At 65.2% G+C, this 18,298-nt stretch carries 14 protein-coding genes and 1 pseudogene; 3 read left to right on the top strand and 12 right to left on the bottom strand.

The features are described from left to right. Window positions 1-30 precede the first annotated feature (30 nt). Window positions 31-1,503, bottom strand: coding sequence for an NAD-dependent succinate-semialdehyde dehydrogenase (locus NH14_RS22870; RefSeq protein WP_237179743.1), 1,473 nt, complete (start codon window positions 1,501-1,503; stop codon window positions 31-33). Between the two features lie 17 nt (window positions 1,504-1,520). Continuing rightward, window positions 1,521-2,411, bottom strand: coding sequence for an SMP-30/gluconolactonase/LRE family protein (locus tag NH14_RS22865; RefSeq protein ID WP_035525940.1), 891 nt, complete (start codon window positions 2,409-2,411; stop codon window positions 1,521-1,523). 245 nt (window positions 2,412-2,656) lie between these two features. Here NH14_RS22865 and NH14_RS22860 point away from each other — a divergent pair, with 245 nt between their 5' ends. After that, window positions 2,657-3,670 (top strand): LacI family DNA-binding transcriptional regulator, encoded by a 1,014-nt coding sequence (locus tag NH14_RS22860; RefSeq protein ID WP_202031749.1) that lies wholly within the window; start codon window positions 2,657-2,659, stop codon window positions 3,668-3,670. A 91-nt stretch (window positions 3,671-3,761) separates the two neighbouring features. Here the strand turns inward: NH14_RS22860 and truB are convergent, their stop codons facing one another. The 9 genes from truB to NH14_RS22815 form a co-directional block, all read right to left on the bottom strand. Continuing rightward, window positions 3,762-4,733, bottom strand: a complete 972-nt coding sequence (gene truB, locus NH14_RS22855; RefSeq protein ID WP_035525935.1) for a tRNA pseudouridine(55) synthase TruB — start codon at window positions 4,731-4,733, stop codon at window positions 3,762-3,764. 11 nt (window positions 4,734-4,744) lie between these two features. Further along, window positions 4,745-5,110: a 30S ribosome-binding factor RbfA gene (gene rbfA, locus NH14_RS22850; RefSeq protein ID WP_035525933.1), complete on the bottom strand. Its 366-nt coding sequence runs from the start codon at window positions 5,108-5,110 to the stop codon at window positions 4,745-4,747. A gap of 72 nt (window positions 5,111-5,182) precedes the next feature. Then, window positions 5,183-8,134 carry a translation initiation factor IF-2 gene (gene infB / locus NH14_RS22845; RefSeq protein ID WP_035525930.1) on the bottom strand — a complete coding sequence of 984 codons (2,952 nt, stop codon included), beginning with the start codon at window positions 8,132-8,134 and terminating at the stop codon, window positions 5,183-5,185. Window positions 8,135-8,287: 153 nt separating this feature from the next. Next, a complete protein-coding gene (gene nusA / locus NH14_RS22840; RefSeq protein ID WP_035525927.1) occupies window positions 8,288-9,763 on the bottom strand; it encodes a transcription termination factor NusA in 1,476 nt (491 codons plus the stop codon). Continuing rightward, a complete protein-coding gene (gene rimP, locus NH14_RS22835; protein WP_035525925.1) occupies window positions 9,760-10,218 on the bottom strand; it encodes a ribosome maturation factor RimP in 459 nt (152 codons plus the stop codon). The genes nusA and rimP overlap by 4 nt, the downstream gene beginning before the upstream one ends. Before the next feature lie 379 nt (window positions 10,219-10,597). Next, window positions 10,598-12,469, bottom strand: a complete 1,872-nt coding sequence (rluB, locus tag NH14_RS22830) for a 23S rRNA pseudouridine(2605) synthase RluB (protein ID WP_035525923.1) — start codon at window positions 12,467-12,469, stop codon at window positions 10,598-10,600. Between the two features lie 74 nt (window positions 12,470-12,543). Continuing rightward, window positions 12,544-13,425 carry an SMC-Scp complex subunit ScpB gene (scpB, locus tag NH14_RS22825; protein ID WP_035525920.1) on the bottom strand — a complete coding sequence of 294 codons (882 nt, stop codon included), beginning with the start codon at window positions 13,423-13,425 and terminating at the stop codon, window positions 12,544-12,546. A 361-nt stretch (window positions 13,426-13,786) separates the two neighbouring features. Beyond that, window positions 13,787-15,043, bottom strand: a complete 1,257-nt coding sequence (locus NH14_RS22820) for a pyridoxal phosphate-dependent aminotransferase (protein WP_084225382.1) — start codon at window positions 15,041-15,043, stop codon at window positions 13,787-13,789. Between the two features lie 136 nt (window positions 15,044-15,179). Further along, a complete protein-coding gene (locus tag NH14_RS22815) occupies window positions 15,180-16,088 on the bottom strand; it encodes a LysR family transcriptional regulator (RefSeq protein WP_035525917.1) in 909 nt (302 codons plus the stop codon). Window positions 16,089-16,535: 447 nt separating this feature from the next. Here NH14_RS22815 and NH14_RS22810 point away from each other — a divergent pair. Together NH14_RS22810 and NH14_RS22805 are read left to right on the top strand one after the other, a co-directional pair. Beyond that, window positions 16,536-16,931: pseudogene (locus NH14_RS22810) on the top strand (transposase); the annotation flags it as partial. A 344-nt stretch (window positions 16,932-17,275) separates the two neighbouring features. After that, window positions 17,276-17,593: a hypothetical protein gene (locus tag NH14_RS22805; protein WP_152617130.1), complete on the top strand. Its 318-nt coding sequence runs from the start codon at window positions 17,276-17,278 to the stop codon at window positions 17,591-17,593. Window positions 17,594-17,757: 164 nt separating this feature from the next. Here NH14_RS22805 and NH14_RS22800 read toward each other — a convergent pair whose 3' ends face one another. Continuing rightward, complete coding sequence (locus NH14_RS22800) at window positions 17,758-18,078, bottom strand: hypothetical protein (RefSeq protein ID WP_035525910.1); 321 nt, start codon at window positions 18,076-18,078, stop codon at window positions 17,758-17,760. Between the last annotated feature and the right edge of the window lie 220 nt (window positions 18,079-18,298).

The following is an 18,298-nucleotide window of genomic DNA, read 5'->3' as shown; positions in this document are numbered from 1 at the left end:
ACGCAGGATTTCCTTTTCTCTGTCGGAACATCACGCGATCTGCATGCACAGGTACTTCATTTCCAGATATTCGTCGATACCGTATCGGGACCCTTCACGCCCGACCCCGGACTGCTTGACGCCGCCAAATGGCGCTTCTGCTGTCGAGATCAGCCCGGTGTTGATGCCGACCATGCCGAACTCCAGCGCCTCGGCCACGCGCCAGACGCGTCCCATGTCGCGCGTGTAAAAGTAGCTCGCGAGACCGAACTCCGTGTCATTGGCCAGCGCGATCACATCGGCTTCATCGTTAAAGCGCATGACGGGTGCGACCGGGCCGAAGATTTCCTCGCGCGCCACGCGCATCGCGGGCGTCACGTGGGTGAGCACGGTCGGCGCATAGTGGCGCGCGATGCCGTCGCCCCCGAGCGCCAGCGGCTCGCCGCCGCACAGCACGTTTGCGCCTTGCGCGCGGGCATCCGCGACCAGTTCGCCCACCTTCGACAAGGCACGTGCGTCGATCAACGGGCCGATCTGCGTCGACGCTTCGCGGCCGTCACCGCAACGCAGCGCCTGTACGCGCATCGCGAGCTTGTCGACGAAGGCATCGTAGACTCCTGCCTGCACATAGAAGCGGTTCGCGCAAACGCACGTCTGTCCCGCGTTGCGGTACTTCGAGATCAACGCCCCTTCGACTGCGGCGTCAATGTCGGCATCGTCGAACACGATGAAGGGCGCGTTGCCGCCCAACTCCAGCGACAACTTCTGGATATGGCGCGCGCCCTGCGCCATCAGACGCGCGCCGATGCCCGTCGAACCGGTGAACGACAGCTTGCGCACAATCGGATTGCCCGTGAGCTCTTCGGCAATGGGGCCCGGATCGCCGGTCACGACATTGAGCACGCCAGCAGGAATGCCGGCGCGCTCGGCCAGCGCTACCAGCGCCAGCGCGGAAAACGGCGTCTGCGACGCGGGCTTGAGCACCATCGTGCAGCCCGCCGCCAATGCGGGACCCGCCTTGCGTGTCAGCATCGCCGCGGGAAAATTCCACGGGGTGATGGCCGCGCACACGCCAACCGGCTGACGTATCGTCAGAAGCCTGCGGTCGCTGGCAGGCGTCGCGATTACGTCGCCGTCGACGCGCCGCGCCTCCTCCGCGAACCATTCGATAAAGCTCGCGGCGAAGGCGATCTCGCCCTTCGCTTCCGCGAGCGGTTTGCCTTGCTCAGCCGTCATTAGCCGCGCAAGGTCGTCCTGATGTTCGAGCATGAGGTCGTGCCATTTGTGCAGCAGCGTCGCGCGGGCTTTCGCCGTCAGCGCGCGCCATGCGGGCAGCGCGGCTTGCGCGGCATCGATCGCCTCACGCGTTTCCTCGGCAGTCATCGACGGCACACTGGCGATCACTGCGCCCGTCGCCGGGTTGGTGACGTCGATCACGCGGCCATCGCGCGCCGCGCGCCATGCGCCGCCGATCAGGCATTGCGTGCGCAATAATTCGGAATCCTTTAGATCAAGCATGTCCATTTCCATCGAGAGTGAATTCAGACCGATGCGCGCCAGCGCGGCTCGGGCAGTCCCGGCACGTCGGTGCGCATCGCGAAGAGCCCGCCTGCCAGCGGTTCGCGTTCCAGTTCTTCAGCGCTGCGCCCGGCGCGCGCCGTGGTGATGTAGAGCGTACGCAGATCGTCGCCGCCGAACGCGCACATGGTCGGGCAGCGCACGGGCAGCGGATAAACGGCGTCGAGCGTTCCATCCGGCGCGAAGCGAGCCACCCGCCCGCCTTCGTAGAACGCGCTCCAGTAATAGCCGTGCGCGTCGACGGCCGCGCCGTCAGGGCGGCCGCGATCGCTGGCCGTCGGCTGGATTCGCACCCAGACTTCGCGCTCGCCCCAAGCGCCTGTCGCGAGGTCATAGGGCGAGCGGTAAATCGTGAAACGCGGCGTGTCGGAGTGATAGAGCCAGCGGCCATCCGGGCTGAAGGCCAGGCCGTTCGAGGTCATCAGGCCCGCGCTCAGCACATCGAGTTGCCCCTGGCCGAGCCGGTACAGGTGCCCATTGCCACCCGCTTTCGGCTCGTCGATCGTGCCGGCGAAAAAGCGTCCCAACGCGTCGCAGCGCCCGTCGTTGAAGCGGCTCGTGCGCGTGTCCTCGGGATTCGCACAGAGCTGCTGGAGCGGCCGTGCGGCTTCGTCGAGCGTCCAGATGCCCGATCGCAGGCCGGCGATGAAGCCGCCCTCCTCGCGCAAGGCAAAACAACCGATGTGCTCCGGCAACGCGAATACCCTGTCGATGCCCGTCGCCGGATCGAAGCGGTGCAACGCCGGTGCGAGGATATCGACCCAGTACAGCACTTGCTCGCGCTCGTCCCAGCGCGGGCATTCGCCGAGTTGGGCCTGGAGGTCGAGGACACAGCGTGGTTCGGAGGAAGACATGTCAGATCAGCGTTCAGGTCGATGCGCCAGAGTTCGCGCCAAAATCACAGCGCTGCGAAATAATAGCGCTGCGATTTTGGAAATGGATACCAGGGTTAGTGCTGAGAAGATGACTCGTTGCGCTGCGCAAATTACAATATAGGATTCGCGCCGATGGTGGCGCCTGCCTTTTCGACTGCTTGCAATCCATGTCCCAAACGATCGCCAAGATGCCGCGGTCCCGGCGCAGCACGAATCGCGTCACGATGGATGACGTCGCCGCGCGCGCGCGCGTGTCCGCCAGTTCCGTTTCATTGTTCCTGCGCAACCCCGATGCGGTGTCACCGCGCATCGCGCCGCGCATCAAGCAGGCTATCGAAGTGCTCGGCTACGTGCCGAACCTGCTGGCCGGCAGTCTTGCGGCGGCACGCACGCGCGCAATCGGCGTTGTGGTGCCGTCACTCGGCAATGCCTTCTTTTCGGCAACCGTCGCTGCGATGCAAAAGGAGTTCGACCGGCACGGTTATCAGTTGTTGCTCGGCGCAACCGAATATGAGCCCGGCCGCGAGGCGGATCTCGTGCGCACCTTTTTGTCGTGGTCGCCCACGGCGCTCGTGGTCACGGGCTGCCGTCACGACGACGAAACGCGCACCTTGCTGCGCTCGGCGCGCGCGCCTGTGGCGGAAATGTGGGAACTCGGCGAGCAGCCTTTCGATTTGCAGGTCGGCTTTTCGCACTACAAAGCCGGCGAGGCGGTTGCACGGCACATGCTGGAGATCGGCGCGAAGCGCGTGGCGTTCATCGGCGCGCGCATGAAAAGCGACGTGCGCGCCCACCAGCGTTGCGAAGGCTTCAGCCGGTCGATGCTCAAAGCGGGGATCGACGTGCACATCGAGAACGTGCCTGGCGATGCATCGCCGAAAACCGGCGCGCATGCGTTGGCCGATATCCTGCGGCGCATGCCGGACGTCGATTCGATTGCCTGCTCGAATGACGTGATCGCGCTAGGCGTGCTGTTCGAAGCGCAGCGGCGCGGCCTTGCGGTGCCACAGCAGCTACGGGTGGCCGGTTTCGGCGATCTGCCGTTCAGTGAAGAATGCGTACCGCCCCTCACGACGGTTCAGCCGCGCGCAACGCAGATTGGTCTGAGTATCGCGCGGGAACTGATGGAGCGCGTGGAGCAACCGGCGGACGAGCAGGAACCGCGCATCGTCGATAGTGGATTCGAACTGGTCATTCGCGCCAGCACACAACGCATCGAGGCGAGTCAGGAGCCGTAATCCAACGCGTTCAGTGGCGAGGCCTGCAGGTTCGGGGGCGTATCACGCGCGAACTGCCGGTGACAGGCCGCGCGATTGCTGAACAGGCGCGTCAGGCCGGCGCGCCGCTTACCACGAGGCGCTCGGGCGCCAGCACGCCATTGGCCGCCTTCGCTACGCCAAGCAAGCGCCCTTCTTCCCCATACACGCGCACGCGGTCGGCCGCTTCGCACGCCTGGCGGTCGATCACGAGTTCGTTGAGCGGCAAGCGCTGGCCATGCGTGAAGCGGCGCGCCGCGTCGGCGTTCAGCGTCACGGCGGGAAACGTGGAAAGCAGCGCGTCCACGGGTTGAAGCCACGCATCGCGCTCCGGCTCGTCGGCGGCCGTGAGCGCGTCCAGCGTCACCGCATGCTCGAGCGTGAGCGCGCCCACGCCCGTGCGCCGCAGCATCACGAGATGCGCTCCGCAGCCGAGCGCCTCGCCGATGTCCTCGGCGAGCGTGCGCACATAAGTGCCCTTGCTGCACGTAACGCGAAACGTCACCTCGGGAACGGCTGGCAGCGCGCAAGCGATCATCTCCAGCGCGTGGATCGTCACCTGGCGCCCTTCGCGCTCGACCGTCTGGCCGGCACGTGCGTATTCGTAGAGCGGCTTGCCGTCACGCTTGAGCGCCGAATACATCGGCGGCACCTGCACGATGTCGCCGACGAATTTCGCCATCGCTTCGCGCACGGCGGCCTCGTCGCAACGCACTTCGCGCGTCTCGACGGCTTCGCCTTCGGCATCGCCCGTGGCCGTGCGCACGCCAAGGCGCATGGTCGCCTCATAGGTCTTGTCTGCGTCGAGCAGATCCTGCGAGAACTTGGTCGCCTCGCCGAAACACAGCGGCAGCAAGCCCGAAGCGAGCGGATCGAGCGTGCCCGTGTGGCCCGCCTTCTTCACGCGAAACAGGCGCTTGGCGCGGATCAGCGCGTCGTTGCTGGACAGACCGATCGGCTTGTCCAGCAGGAGCACGCCGTCGAGCAGGCGGCGCGGCACCTTGGGACGGGCCGCGCCTTGAGGATTCCTGGATGTTGCAGTCATGCGTGGCAGCGTCAGTCGTCCTTCGCGCGCGTCGCGTTCGCTTCGTCGATAAGACGCGACATCTCGACACCCTTTTCGATCGACTGGTCGTAATGGAAATGCAGCGTCGGCACCGTATGAATATGCAGGCGCTTGAACAGCTGGTTATGCAGATGGCCCGCAGCGTGATTGAGCGCTTCCTGCGTGGTCTTCGGGTCGCCCGTGAGGGTCGTGAAGTAGACCTTCGCGTGCGCATAGTCGGGCGTGAGCTCCACGCTCTGGATCGTCACGAGACCCACGCGCGGATCCTTCACTTCGCGCATCAGCTCGGAGAGGTCGCGCTGGATCTGGTCGGCGATCTGCACGTTGCGATTCGGGGAAGTACGTTTTTTCGGCATGATGATTCCAAAAACAAAACGGGCGGGGCTGGCCAGCGCCTGCCCCGCCCGTTATCGGCTAGCGCCGCTGGATTACAGCGTACGCGCGACTTCGGTGATCTCGAACACTTCGAACTGGTCGCCTTCGACGATGTCGTTGAAGTTCTTGATCGACATACCGCACTCGAAGCCTTGCTTGACTTCCTTGACGTCGTCCTTGAAGCGCTTGAGCGAGTCGAGTTCGCCGGTATGGATGACCACGTTGTTGCGCAACACGCGCACCGACGACGAACGCTTGACGATACCGTCCGTGACCATACAGCCAGCCACCGCGCCAACCTTCGGCACCTTGAAGACCTGGCGCACTTCGACCATACCGGTGATGACTTCGCGCTTCTCCGGCGCCAGCATGCCCGACATGGCCGCCTTCACCTCATCCACAGCGTCATAGATGATGTTGTAGTAGCGGATGTCCACGCCGTTGGTCTCGGCCAGCTTGCGCGCCAGTGCATCTGCACGCGTGTTGAAGCCGATGATGACCGCCTTCGAAGCCGTCGCAAGATTGACGTCGCTTTCGCTGATGCCACCCACTGCGGCGTGCACGATCTGCACGCGCACTTCGCTGGTCGAGAGCTTGAGGAGCGCGTGAACCAGCGCTTCCTGCGAGCCCTGCACGTCGGCCTTGACGATGAGCGGCAGGTTCTGCACTTCGCCTTCGCCCATCTGTTCGAGCATGTTCTCGAGCTTCGCGGCCTGCTGCTTCGCGAGCTTGACGTCGCGGAACTTGCCTTGACGGAACAGCGCGATTTCGCGCGCCTTGCGCTCGTCGGGCAGCACGATGACTTCTTCGCCCGCGCCCGGCACTTCCGAAAGACCCTGGATCTCGACCGGAATCGACGGACCCGCTTCCTTCGTGGGCTTGCCGGTTTCGTCGAGCATGGCACGCACGCGGCCATAAGCCGTGCCTGCGAGCACCACGTCGCCGCGATTGAGCGTACCCGACTGCACGAGCACGGTCGCAACCGGGCCCTTGCCCTTGTCGAGCTTCGCTTCGATCACGAGACCCTTGGCAGGAGCCACGACCGGCGCCGTGAGTTCCAGCACTTCGGCTTGCAGCAGCACGTTTTCAAGCAGCTCGTCGATACCCGTGCCGGTCTTGGCCGACACCGGCACAAACGGCGAGTCGCCGCCGTACTCTTCCGGCACGACGCCTTCGGCCACGAGTTCCTGCTTCACGCGCTCGGGGTTCGCATCGGGCTTGTCGATCTTGTTGATCGCCACCACGAGCGGCACGCCCGCGGCCTTCGCGTGCGAGATTGCTTCCTTCGTTTGCGGCATCACGCCGTCGTCGGCTGCGACCACCAGAATCACGATGTCGGTTGCCTTCGCACCGCGTGCACGCATGGCCGTAAAGGCCTCGTGACCCGGCGTGTCGAGGAACGTGATGACGCCGCGCGGCGTTTCGACGTGGTATGCGCCGATGTGCTGCGTAATGCCGCCCGCTTCGCCCGCTGCGACCTTGGCGCGGCGGATATAGTCGAGCAGCGAGGTCTTGCCGTGGTCGACGTGACCCATGACGGTGACGACCGGCGGACGCGGCAGTTGTTCGACGTCGGCGGCTTCGTGGCCTTCGACCAGCAGCGCTTCCGGATCGTCGAGCTTCGCAGCGAGCGCACGGTGGCCGAGTTCCTCGACGATGATCATCGCCGTTTCCTGGTCGAGCATCTGGTTGATGGTGACCATCTGGCCCATCTTCATCATCACCTTGATGACTTCCGATGCCTTCACGGACATCTTGTGCGCGAGATCGGCAACCGTAATGGTTTCCGGCACGTGCACTTCACGCACGATAGGCTCGGTCGGCGCCTGGAACGTCGATGCGTTGTCCTGGTGACGGCCACGGCCCTTCGGGCCACCGCGCCAGCCGCGGTCCACGCCGCCCGACGAGTCGCCGCGCGTCTTGATTCCGCGACGCTTGGCGGCGTCGTCCTGCCAGCCGCCCTTGCCTGCGCCCGGCTTCTTGTTGCGGTCGCCCGCGCCGGCGCCCGGCGCGTTCGCCGACGGCGCAGCCGCTGCGGCGGGCTTCTTCGCGCCAGCCGATGCGGCCGGGCGCGCCTGGCCTTCCGGACGTGCCGGCTTGTGCAGCGTGCCCTTGGCCTCGGCGGGCTTGGCCGGCTCGGCGGGCTTGGGCGGCTCGACCGCCTTCACCTGCGCCTTGCGCGGCGTGTTCATCATTTCGCGGATCGCGCGCGCTTCGGCTTCTGCAGCCGCGCGGCGGCGGGCGATCTCTTCCTGTTCCTTCTGCGCCTTTTCCGCGGCCTCGCGTGCGGCGGCCTCGGCCTTCTGGGCCGCTTCGCGCTGCGCGGCGCGCTCGGCTGCGGCGCGCTGCTCGTCTTGCTGATCTTGTTGCTGCTTCACTTCCTTGGTCGCTTCGCTTTCTGCGGTGCGTTGCGCAGCCACGGCCTGCGCGGCCAGCTCGCGTGCAGCGGCATCGGCTGCCGCCTTCTTCGACGCGGCGTCTTCCTCTGCGCGACGGCGCTCGGCCTCGGCAGCCTCTTCGCGTGCGCGGCGCTCTGCCTCTTCGCGTGCGAGCAGCTCCTGACGCTCCTTGAGCTCCTGAGCCTGACGCTCGAGCAGCTCGGCCTCGCGGCGAGCTTCCTCTTCGCGGCGCTGCAGCTCCGCCTCTTCGGCGGCAGCGGCTGCGTCGGCGGCATGATTCGATGCCTCCGCCTCACCGGCGGATTCGTCGCGGCGGACGAAAGTGCGCTTCTTGCGCACCTCGACCTGAATGGTGCGAGCCTTACCCGTCGAATCGGACTGCTTGATTTCCGACGTATGCCGTTTCGTCAGCGTGATCTTGCGCTTGTCCGCGTCGGTCGAACCATGCGACTTGCGCAAGTGGTCGAGCAGACGCGCCTTGTCGGTTTCCGACAAGACATCGCTTTCGCTCGCTTTCTGTACGCCCGCCGCCTGCAGCTGCTCCAGCAGCACGCCTGCAGGCATTTTCAGTTCCGCGGCAAATTGGGCTACGTTGTTACTCGCCATTCATTCCTCTTAATGCAAGGACCGATTCCTTGCGGTTGACATCGTTTCATGCGGCCTTGGGCGCCTTGCGTGGCAAGGCCCCGCCGCGATCAGTTCAGTGGGTCATGGTCGCTTCCTGCTCGTCGCGCCCGGGTTCCATGCCTGTTGCCAGGCTTACTGGAACCAGTGCTCACGTGCCTTCATGATCAACGCCTTGGCGGCGTCCTCTTCCATTCCCGTCATTTCGACCAGCTCGTCCACGGCCAGCTCAGCGAGCTCGTCGCGGGTGTGAACCTCGTGCTGCGCGAGCTTCGCGAGCAGGTCCGGGTCCATGCCGTCAAGACTCTTCAAGTCCAGCGCGGCGCTTTCCACCTTCTCCTCGTTCGCGATGGCCTGCGTGAGCAGCGCATCGCGCGCGCGGTTGCGCAACTCATGCACGGTGTCCTCGTCGAACGCCTCGATTTCCAGCATTTCGTTGAGCGGCACATAGGCGATCTCTTCGAGGCTCGTGAAGCCCTCGTCGATCAGGATGTCGGCGACTTCCTCGTCCACATCGAGACGCGCCATGAACAGGTCGCGCAGCACCGTGCGCTCCTGGTTCTGCTTCTGCGCGGATTCGTCCGGCGTCATGATGTTGATCTGCCAGCCGGTCAGCTCGCTGGCAAGACGCACGTTCTGGCCGCTGCGGCCGATCGCGACCGCGAGTTCGCTCTCGTCGACCACGACGTCCATCGAGTGTTTTTCCTCGTCGACGACGATCGACTGCACGGCAGCCGGCGCGAGCGCGCCGATCACGAACTGGGCGGGATCTTCCGACCATAGCACGATGTCGACGTTTTCGCCACCGAGCTCGTTGCGCACAGCCTGCACGCGCGAGCCGCGGATGCCGACGCAGGTGCCGATCGGATCGATGCGCTTGTCATAAGCGACCACGCCGATCTTGGCGCGCACGCCAGGGTCGCGCGCCGCCGCCTTGATCTCGAGAAGGCCCTGCTCGATTTCCGGCACTTCCATCTCGAACAGCTTCATCAGGAACTCAGGCGCGGTGCGCGAGAGTTCGATCTGCGGGCCGCGCGCGGTGCGGTCGATCTTGCCGATCCAGGCCCGCACACGGTCGCCCACGCGCAGGTTTTCCTTCGGAATCAGCTGGTCGCGGCGCAAGAGCGCTTCGACACGGCCCGATTCGACGATGAAATTGCCCTTGTCCATGCGCTTGACCGTGCCGGTCATGATGCTTTCGCCGCGCTCGAGGAAGTCGTTCAGGATCTGCTCGCGCTCGGCGTCGCGCACCTTCTGCAGGATGACCTGCTTGGCGGCCTGCGCGCCGATGCGGCCGAACTCGACCGACGGCACGGGCTGCTCGATGAACTCGTCGATCTGCGCTTCGGGGTTCTGCTCGCGCGCTTCGAACAACAGGATTTCCTGGTCCGGCTCCTGCAGGCCCGCCTCGTCCGGCACGACACGCCAGCGGCGATATGTTTCGTGCTCGCCGCTTTCGCGGTCGATATGCACGCGGATATCCGCATCCTCGTCGAAGAGCTTCTTGGAGGCCGACGCAAGCGCCGCTTCAAGGGCGGCGAACACCACGTCCTTGTCGACATTCTTCTCGCGTGCCAGCGCATCCACCAGCATCAACACTTCGCGACTCATTGTTTGCGGCTCCTAAAGTCAACTTTGGGGATAAGGCGTGCCTTGTCGATGTCCGCGAGCGTGAAATCGAGCATCGCGGGACCCGCCTTCCCTTCGAATTCCAGACCAACGGTTTCGCCTTCCGGGGCATGCACGATGCCGCGGTACGTTTTCCGTCCGTCCAATGGCTTTTTCAACGTGATAACCGCTTCGCAGCCCGCGAAGCGTTCGAAGTCCGCCAGTTTCTTCAGCGGACGGTCGAGGCCGGGCGACGAGACTTCGAGGCGCTCGTAGTCGATGTTCTCGACCGTCAGAACGTGCTGCAGCTGACGCGTGACCTTCTCGCAGTCCTCGATCGCGATACCCGCGGGCTGATCGATGTAGATGGTCAGCATGCCGCGCCCGGTGCGCTCGAGGTCGACCAGCTCGTAACCGAGCCCGGTGACCGTGGTTTCAATCAGTTCCGTCAGTTGCACTATGCTGCTCCAGATGTTCGCGCAGCGAGCCGGCAACTTCCAGTGATACGGGATTCGCGGGCCGCGCGCCAGGTGAGCGCGCGCTCTTGCACCTACTTGCACACTGCCCCACGATGACGACCGCCCAAGGCTGGATCCTGCGCCGACGATACTTTTACAACATCCAAGATGCTGTAAAAGTATCCATTCGGAAGGACAAAAAAAAATGGGCGAAACGCCCATCTTCTCACTTAGCCAGGTGGTCGCACCTGGGGCGCAAATAAAAGCCGCACGCCCAGCGACTCTGAGATTGTAGCCCTTTTTGGGCCTTAACGCAAACTGGGACACACTCGCGGAGCCCTCGCGACATACCCATGACGCGAGGGTTTCAGTGCCTGCGTCAGTGCCCGCGCGTACGGTTGCGCGGTGCGCCGCGCTGGCCGCCGCCGGTGCGGTTGCCGCCCGCTGCACGGTTGCCGTTCGCATTGGCGTTGCCGCCGGGCCCACGGCGATTGCCGCCGTTGCCAGCATTGCCGCTCGCATTGCCACCCGAGCGCTTGCCCGCCGCGCCAGGTGCACGGTTGCCGTCGACGTCACGCGTGCCGGGGCGGCCGTTGCCGCGACTGCCGCCGCGATTCCCCCCAGCGCCGCCCGCACCGCCACCGAATCCGCCACCGAAGTTGCCCTGCGTGCTGCCGAATCCGCCCTGCGCCGAACCTCGTCGGCCTTGGCCTTGACCCTGACGCGACTGGCGCGGCTGACCCATCGCGCCGTGCGAGCTCAGCACCGGCTCGCGGTTGATGAAGCCCATCGAGGTTTGCATCGGATCGGGCTGACGACGTTCCGGCTCCTTGCCGCGACCGCCCTTGTCCTCGGTCGGCGCCTTCAGGCCGACCGCCGCCATCAGGCTGCGTACCTGGTTGTCCTCAAGCTCTTCCCAGCGGCCGCGCTTGAGCCCCTTGGGCAGCGCGATCGGACCATGACGCGTGCGGATCAGGCGGCTCACCATCAGACCGACCGCCTCGAACATGCGGCGCACTTCGCGGTTGCGGCCTTCGGCCAGCGCGACGTGATACCAGTGATTCGTGCCCTCGCCACCGCCGTCGCGGATGCGCAGGAAGTTCGCCGGGCCGTCGTCGAGCTCGATGCCTTTAAGCAGCTTCTGACGATTGCCTTCGGTGAGCTCACCCACCACGCGCACCGCGTACTCGCGCTCAACGCTGTAGCGCGGGTGCATGAAGCGGTTCGCGAGATCGCCCGAGGTCGTGAGCATCAACAGACCTTCGGTGTTGAAGTCGAGACGGCCCACGGCCAGCCACTTCGCGGTTTTCATCGACGGCAAACGGTCGAACACCGACGGACGGCCCTCCGGATCGGCGTGGCTCACGATTTCGCCGGTGGGCTTGTGATAGAGCAGCACGCGCGGCGGCTTGTTCGCCAGCTTGCGCCGGATCGGCTTGCCGTTGATGCGGACCTGGTCGGTCGGCAGAATGCGCTGGCCGATGTGTGCGGGCTCGCCGTTCACCGACACGCGCCCCGCGATGATCAGCTCTTCCATGTCTCGGCGCGAGCCCATGCCCGCGTCCGCCAGCACCTTGTGCAGCTTCGGCGCGTCGTCGTCCGGGCTCAGCACGCGCTTGTTGGCCTGCTGGACGCGGCCACGGCGCAGCATTGGCGCATGCACGCCGCTACCCTCGCCGTTATCGGCGTCGAAGGCCGGCGAGGTCACGTAGAGGAACAGGTCGTCCTGCGTATCCCCGGTCGCGGCGGCGGGCGTCTCGGCGCGGCCCTTGCCGCCCTTGTTGCTCTTGCCGCCCTTGCCTTCGCCGGCACCGCGCGCGCCCTGCTTGCCGGCTTGCGCGGGCTTTGCCTGCCCTGCGCCAGCGGCGTCGCGGCGGCCTTCACGCTGCCCTTCGCGGTTGCCCTCGCGGCTACCCTTCTTCGCGCCAGCATCCTTGCGCGGCTTGCGCGCCTGCGCAGCGACGGCGCCGTCCTGCGGGGCCTCCGTCACGACCAGCGCGGCAGCGTCCGACGCGGACTCGGCCGACGCCGCGACGCCTTCGCCGGTCTTGGCCTTCGCGCCCGCGCGGCGGCGCGCGATCAGGCTGCGCGGGCCGCGGCGCAAACCGCGGCGGGGACGATCCTCGCCCCCGGCAACGCCCTCCGGAGCGACGTCGCCGTGGTCGGCACGCGTGTCGTCGTCGCGCGCAGAAGACGCGCGACGCGAGGATTCGGGCGCGTCGGTCGAATCGGTGTCGTGGATATCAGTCAAAACAACCTCGAAATGTCAGGTTGCGCGCCCACACGCAATAACTTGCGGAGGGCGCGTCAAAAATGTTTGTTGCGTCAGATGCCGCGTCGAACGGCTTCGTCATCCGTCGTCGAGACGGGGTCGTCCTGTGCCGCGTCGCTGCGGCCCTGGTGTGCTTCTTCGAGCGCGCCGGCCGTGTGCCGGGCGGGCTCCGTTTCCTGCGCGTCGGCGCGCGAATTGCCATATCCGCCGTGTTCGTCGGGACGGTCCGCGTGCGCGGCATCCTGTGCGTCCGCATCGGCCATGCCTGGCGCTGCTTCGGACGCTTCCTGCCCTGCATCCGCATCGACCACAGCCATCGGCGCTTCAGCGCCCTCAGGTGCACCCGCGGCAACCAGTTGCGCCACTTCGCTGTCCGGGAATTCGATCGCATGCTGAGCCAGCAATTGCTCGCCCAACTGACTCGACGGATCGTCGAGCGGCGGCAGTTCCTCTAGCGACTTCAGCCCGAGGTCGTCCAGAAACTGACGCGTCGTGGCGTAAAGCGCCGGACGGCCCGGCACGTCCCGGTGGCCGATCACCTCGATCCAGTTACGGTCCTCGAGCTGCTTGACGACCTGCGTGTTGACCGTCACCCCGCGAATTTCCTCGATATCGCCCCGCGTGACCGGCTGCCGGTACGCGATGATCGCGAGCGTTTCAAGCACGGCGCGCGAATAGCGCGGCGGCTTCTCGGGATGCAGGCGGTCGAGATAGGTGCGCATGGCCGGCTTGCTCTGAAAGCGCCAGCCGGATGCGAGGCCCACCAGTTCCACACCGCGCCCGGACCATTCGCTACGCAGGTCTTCGAGCAGGTTACGGACGGTGTCGGCCGAAATGTCGTCGGCAAACAGTTTGCGCAGATCGCCGATTTTCAGCGGCTCCTGCGTGCAGATCAATGCAGTCTCGAGGACGATTTTCGCCTCTTGGGTATTCATGCAGCCAGGTCAGACCCTAAGTAAGGTAAATCAGGTTCATGGAACCGGATCAGACAGACGAAAGACGATATGGAACTGGAGACGCGCTCGCCCGATTCTGATCGGTCATATTGATGGGAGCACGCACCGGGGGGCCGTTATACAACACATGCACAGGCAAAGTGCCAGACCCAGCCGGACGGAGCAGCGAAATTCCCGCAGGGAATCGCGTGACTGAACGCCATCTTACGCAAAAACGCCGGGGGCGTAAAGACGGCTTCGGACTTGCTTTCGTCTGCTTGAATCCGCCCTGAATCCATCTCGGCAGCCGTCAATGCGCCTTGCATGGCGCGCGCCTCGGCCCATCGTCCCGGCGCGCCGTTCAGTGCGCCCCGCGGCTCGCAAGAAAGTGCGAGAGGCGCTCGACGCCAGCGTCGAGCCGGGCCGGATCGCACGCGTAGCACCAGCGCACGAAGCCCTCGCCTTGCGGACCGAATGCACTGCCCGGCGCGAGCCCGAGCCCTGCCTCGCGCACCAGCGCCTTGCACAATTCGAGGCTCTCTTGCGCACCCTCAAGCCTGAAGAACAGGTACATCGCGCCATGCGGGACTTTCACGTCGACGCCGGGCAATCCGGCGAGCGCTGCCGCGAGATGATCGCGCGACCCGCGCAAATCGGCGACGAGCGAACGCGTGAACGCCTCGCCCTCTTCTAGCGCGACCACGCCCGCCTGCTGCACAAACGACGGCGCGCACGACGTGTTGTACTCGACCAGCTTGCCGAGATCGTCCATGAGCACGCGCGGCGCAACCATCCAGCCCAGCCGCCAGCCCGTCATGAGCCAGGCTTTCGAGAATGAATTGACGCAAATCAATCGCTCGTCACGCGACGCCAGATCGAGGAACGACGGCGCCGTGCGCTCGCCGGCCTCGCCATAATAGAGCCGTTCATAGACCTCGTCGGCGACGATCCAGATGCCGTGACGGCGGCAATGCGCAAGAACGGCGCGCTGCTCGTCGCGTGTCATCACCCACCCGGTCGGATTGTTGGGCGAGTTGATCATGAGCAGCTTCGTACCCGGCGTGAGCACCTTCAGAAGTCCCTCGATATCGAGCGTCCAGCCCCGCTCGCCATAGCTGAGCGCGACTGTCTCGACGCTCGCGCCGAGGATCTTCGGAATCTCGACGAGGTTGGGCCAAAGCGGCGTCACCGCGACCACGCGGTCGCCCGCGCCCACCACGAGCTGCGCGGCGAGCATCAATGCATTCACGCCGGCGCTCGTCACCGCGACGTTTTCCATCGGTGTCGCGCCGTGCAGGTCGCTCATGTAGCGCGCGAGCGCCTCGCGCAGCGGCGCGATGCCGAGATTGTGCGTGTAGAACGTTTCCCCGCGCGCGAGCGCACCGGCGGCGGCCTCGCGGATGAACGCCGGCGTCACGCGATCGGATTCGCCGAACCAGAACGGCAGAACGTCGGCGACACCGAAGCCCGCGTTCGCCACTTCGCGAATCTGCGACGAACGCAACGCCCTGACCGCATCTCGCGCCGTGACCTCGGCGCCGCCGCCGATTCCGGCAAATGGCGCAGCGGCGTTATCGGGCAAGGAAATGGCAGACGAAGACAGATCGAGATCGCGCATCGAAGCTTCCAGAGAGGCAGGGAATCGGGGGGGGGGAAATTGGAGAATTCGCATTTGCTGACGCTCGTCAGTGTAGCGCGCGCAGCCGCCTGGCTAAGCCGCGCTGCCCGGCCGGCACTGCGCTTTTCCGCGTCCGTCAGGCGCCGCGCCTCTCCTCGGGGCCGGCGCCCCGTTCGCGAATCAGCGCCCACACGGCCTCGGCGGCGGGCGAGAGCGAGCGGTCGCGCCGGCGCACAAGCTCGACGGTGCGTTCGGCGCGCGGCACGAGCGAGCGCGCGACCAGCGACGAGCCAGCCGGCACGGGCAGCGCGAACTTCGGCAGCACGCTCACGCCCACTCCGGCCTCGACGAGGCCGAATGCCGTCGAAGGATGCCCCAGCTCCTGCACCACGCGCGCGCTCACGCCCTGCTCCTGGAGCACCGCATCGATCAGCGGGCGGCTGCCCGAAGCGTGATCGAGCAGCACGAGCGCTTCGCCGCCGAGCGAGCGCCACGCCACCTGCTCTTCTCGTGCGAGCGCATGGTCGTCGCGCACCACCACGCAGAAGGAGTCGGTTGTCAGCAACTCGGTTTCGAGATCCTCCGCCGCAAAGGGCCCGATGATGACCCCGAAATCCACCTCACCTGAGCGTACTTTGCGCAGCACGTCGCTCTGCACATCGTCGCGCAGGCCGAGCGTCACATAGGGGAACTGCTCCCCGCACGCAGCGACGACCTCCGGCATCAGCCGGCATGCCACCGTCGGGCTCGCCGCGACGACGACACGGCCACGCCGCTGCTCGCCGATCTCGCGAATTTCCCGCAGCGCGTCGTCCAGATCGCCGATCAGACGCGGAATGCTCGCGATTAGATTGGCGCCGACATCGGTGAGCTGAACCTCGCGCGTGGTCCGATCGACGAGCTTCACACCCATCTCCGCTTCGAGTTCGCGCACGCAGCGGCTAACCGCGGACTGAGTGAGCCCGATTTCATCGCCCGCCCTGCTGAAGCTCTGCAAACGCGCCACTTCGATGAACACTCGCAGTTGCCGCAAGGTCACATTCATCCGATTACCTCATGAATTCTTCTGTTTCATGCAATTTTATGCGCAAACTCACCACGTTACAGCGGTAAAAGTCCAGTCCTGAGCGCTCAAAGTCCCGCCGCAACCACTTCGCGGCAGTGCAACAATCCGGCGCAAACGCACGTCGGACGGGCTTGTCTGCACAAGATTGGTGATTGTCCCGATTTCCCGATGATGCGTTTTCGAGTCTTATACGGCCCTGGCAAGCACCCGCGCGGGCTTGATACCACGCGGCTTCGAGACAAAAACGTGTGCTCTGGCACGCTTCTCGCTTTAAGGCACGTACAGGATCGCAGGACGGTCCACGGCTTTTCGAGACTGGTCCGTTCAAACGATTCCGCCTGGTACTCCGCCCGTCGGCTGGAAGTACATGAAGAGTGCGCAGCGCGGGGCAGCGCACCGGAGATAGCTTCGCTGAGGTGATACATGATGCTGTTCGACGATTTGAGAGATAACGAGTGGGCGCTGGTCGAGGTGTTGTTCTGCGCGGAACCCGCGCGGAGCGAGCGGCGCGGACGGCCTCGCGTCGAAGCGCGTGCTGTGGTCAATGCAGTGCTTTGGGTGCTTTCGACGGGTGAAGGCTGGTCCAAGCTGCCGGGCCGCTACCCCTCGCCGCCCACCTGCCGACGCCGCTTCGACGAATGGCAGGCCGACGGCACGCTCGCCGAAATCGTGAAGCGTCTGAGTACGAGCGGCCGCGAAATCTCGCTGCGCGGACGTATTGGCGCGACTGCCACGAAACCGCCGGCACCGCCGAGCCGCGACCGCCTGCGCGGCGCATTCTGGACCAACCCGGAGTCGTGGCGCGCGCCGGTCAAGATGGCCTGAAGCTCCGCGGCACAAGCACGTAACCAGTACCTTTTCGCATTTTCCGCCGGGCGCCACACCGCCCGGCATCTAACCTTTCTGGCGCACGCCGCGGCTCCTGCGTGACGTCCCAAGCCGGCGAGTTCCGCTGGCCACCCTCATCCGTCGTTCGCCGCTTCGCCCACCTATCCGACATTGCGCCCTCGCGGCCGCCCTGACTCAGGGCGAACCGGGCCGAGCAACGCCGGGATCGATGTGTGCGAAACATCTATTTACTAATATTTACAGCGTGCTTTCGCAGGGACCATTAGCTTAGAAGCATGTCTACGAACGTCAACTACCCGTATTGACGGGAGGTTCCCATGAAGTCCATGACTCTCCTGAACCGGGGCTTCATGGTTTCGCTCAGCGCTTTGGCACTGCTTGCACTTCAATTTCTCTTGCCCTCGCTCGCATCCTTGCTCACAGCCGACGCCACGGCCAAGCCACCGCATGTCGGTACGCCGCACTTGTCCGTAGCGCGCACCGGCACGCATTCCTGGGGACTTGCCGAGAACCCTCGCGCCAATGGCGCGGCGCAAGCCGTGCCGCGCGGCGATCTGCGTGGCGATATTGCCGATAACGCGCGCCGCAGCGCAGCGCCTCACCCGAATCGATCGGACCCGCCGCGCAATCCGTAGCCGCACGAGATCGCGCATTCGGGCGCGACCGTCGCGTTGTCGTGAAGATGATGGGAACCACCACGCCCGAAACCGGTCTACTCTTTGCCATTAAGCACAGCGTGGCAGCAGTAATTCCGGTAAGCCCGTATCTTTCGATACGGGCTTTTTTTTGGGGGTGTCTATCAGTCGGCCTGGCCTGCTTCGTCGGAAGACTGCGCGACTGCATCGGCCACATAGTCGGCCATGCGCTGTTCGGTCCAGTTCAGGGAGCGCTCGTCACGGGAGAGGCGCGCGAATTCGGCGCGGCCGCGCTCGGTCAGCACAGCGATATCGACCGGCGCATGAAAGCCAGGAGCGGGGGCAACGGTGCGCTGCCTGACGGTGTCCATGAACCCCAGGTTGCGCAGGTATTGAAAGACTTCCGGGCGTCGCGCCCACGGGACCTGCCGATACTGCACCCGCCGCAACGCTTCGAGTACTGCTTCGTTGGAATACGTGGTCATCTCACTTCTTTCTTAAAATGCAGTCCTGCGGCCATCCCGCCTGCTGCGGCGCAATGCCGGCGAGGGCTGCAACGGCTGCACGATGCGCGGCCAGGCGCCCTGCCGTTTCCGAGCGCCGTGGCAAGGACTGCAGGTTATTCGGGGCCCCGAGAACGTGCGGCGCCGCTGCGCTCGACACGAATCATCCCGAAACCAATACGGTACCTCATTCAAATTGATT

The organism is Paraburkholderia sacchari, from assembly GCF_000785435.2.
In the GTDB taxonomy this organism is placed as follows: domain Bacteria; phylum Pseudomonadota; class Gammaproteobacteria; order Burkholderiales; family Burkholderiaceae; genus Paraburkholderia; species Paraburkholderia sacchari.
The sequence above is the reverse complement of the archived record's forward strand: the minus strand, read 5'-3'. Positions and strand labels throughout refer to the sequence as shown.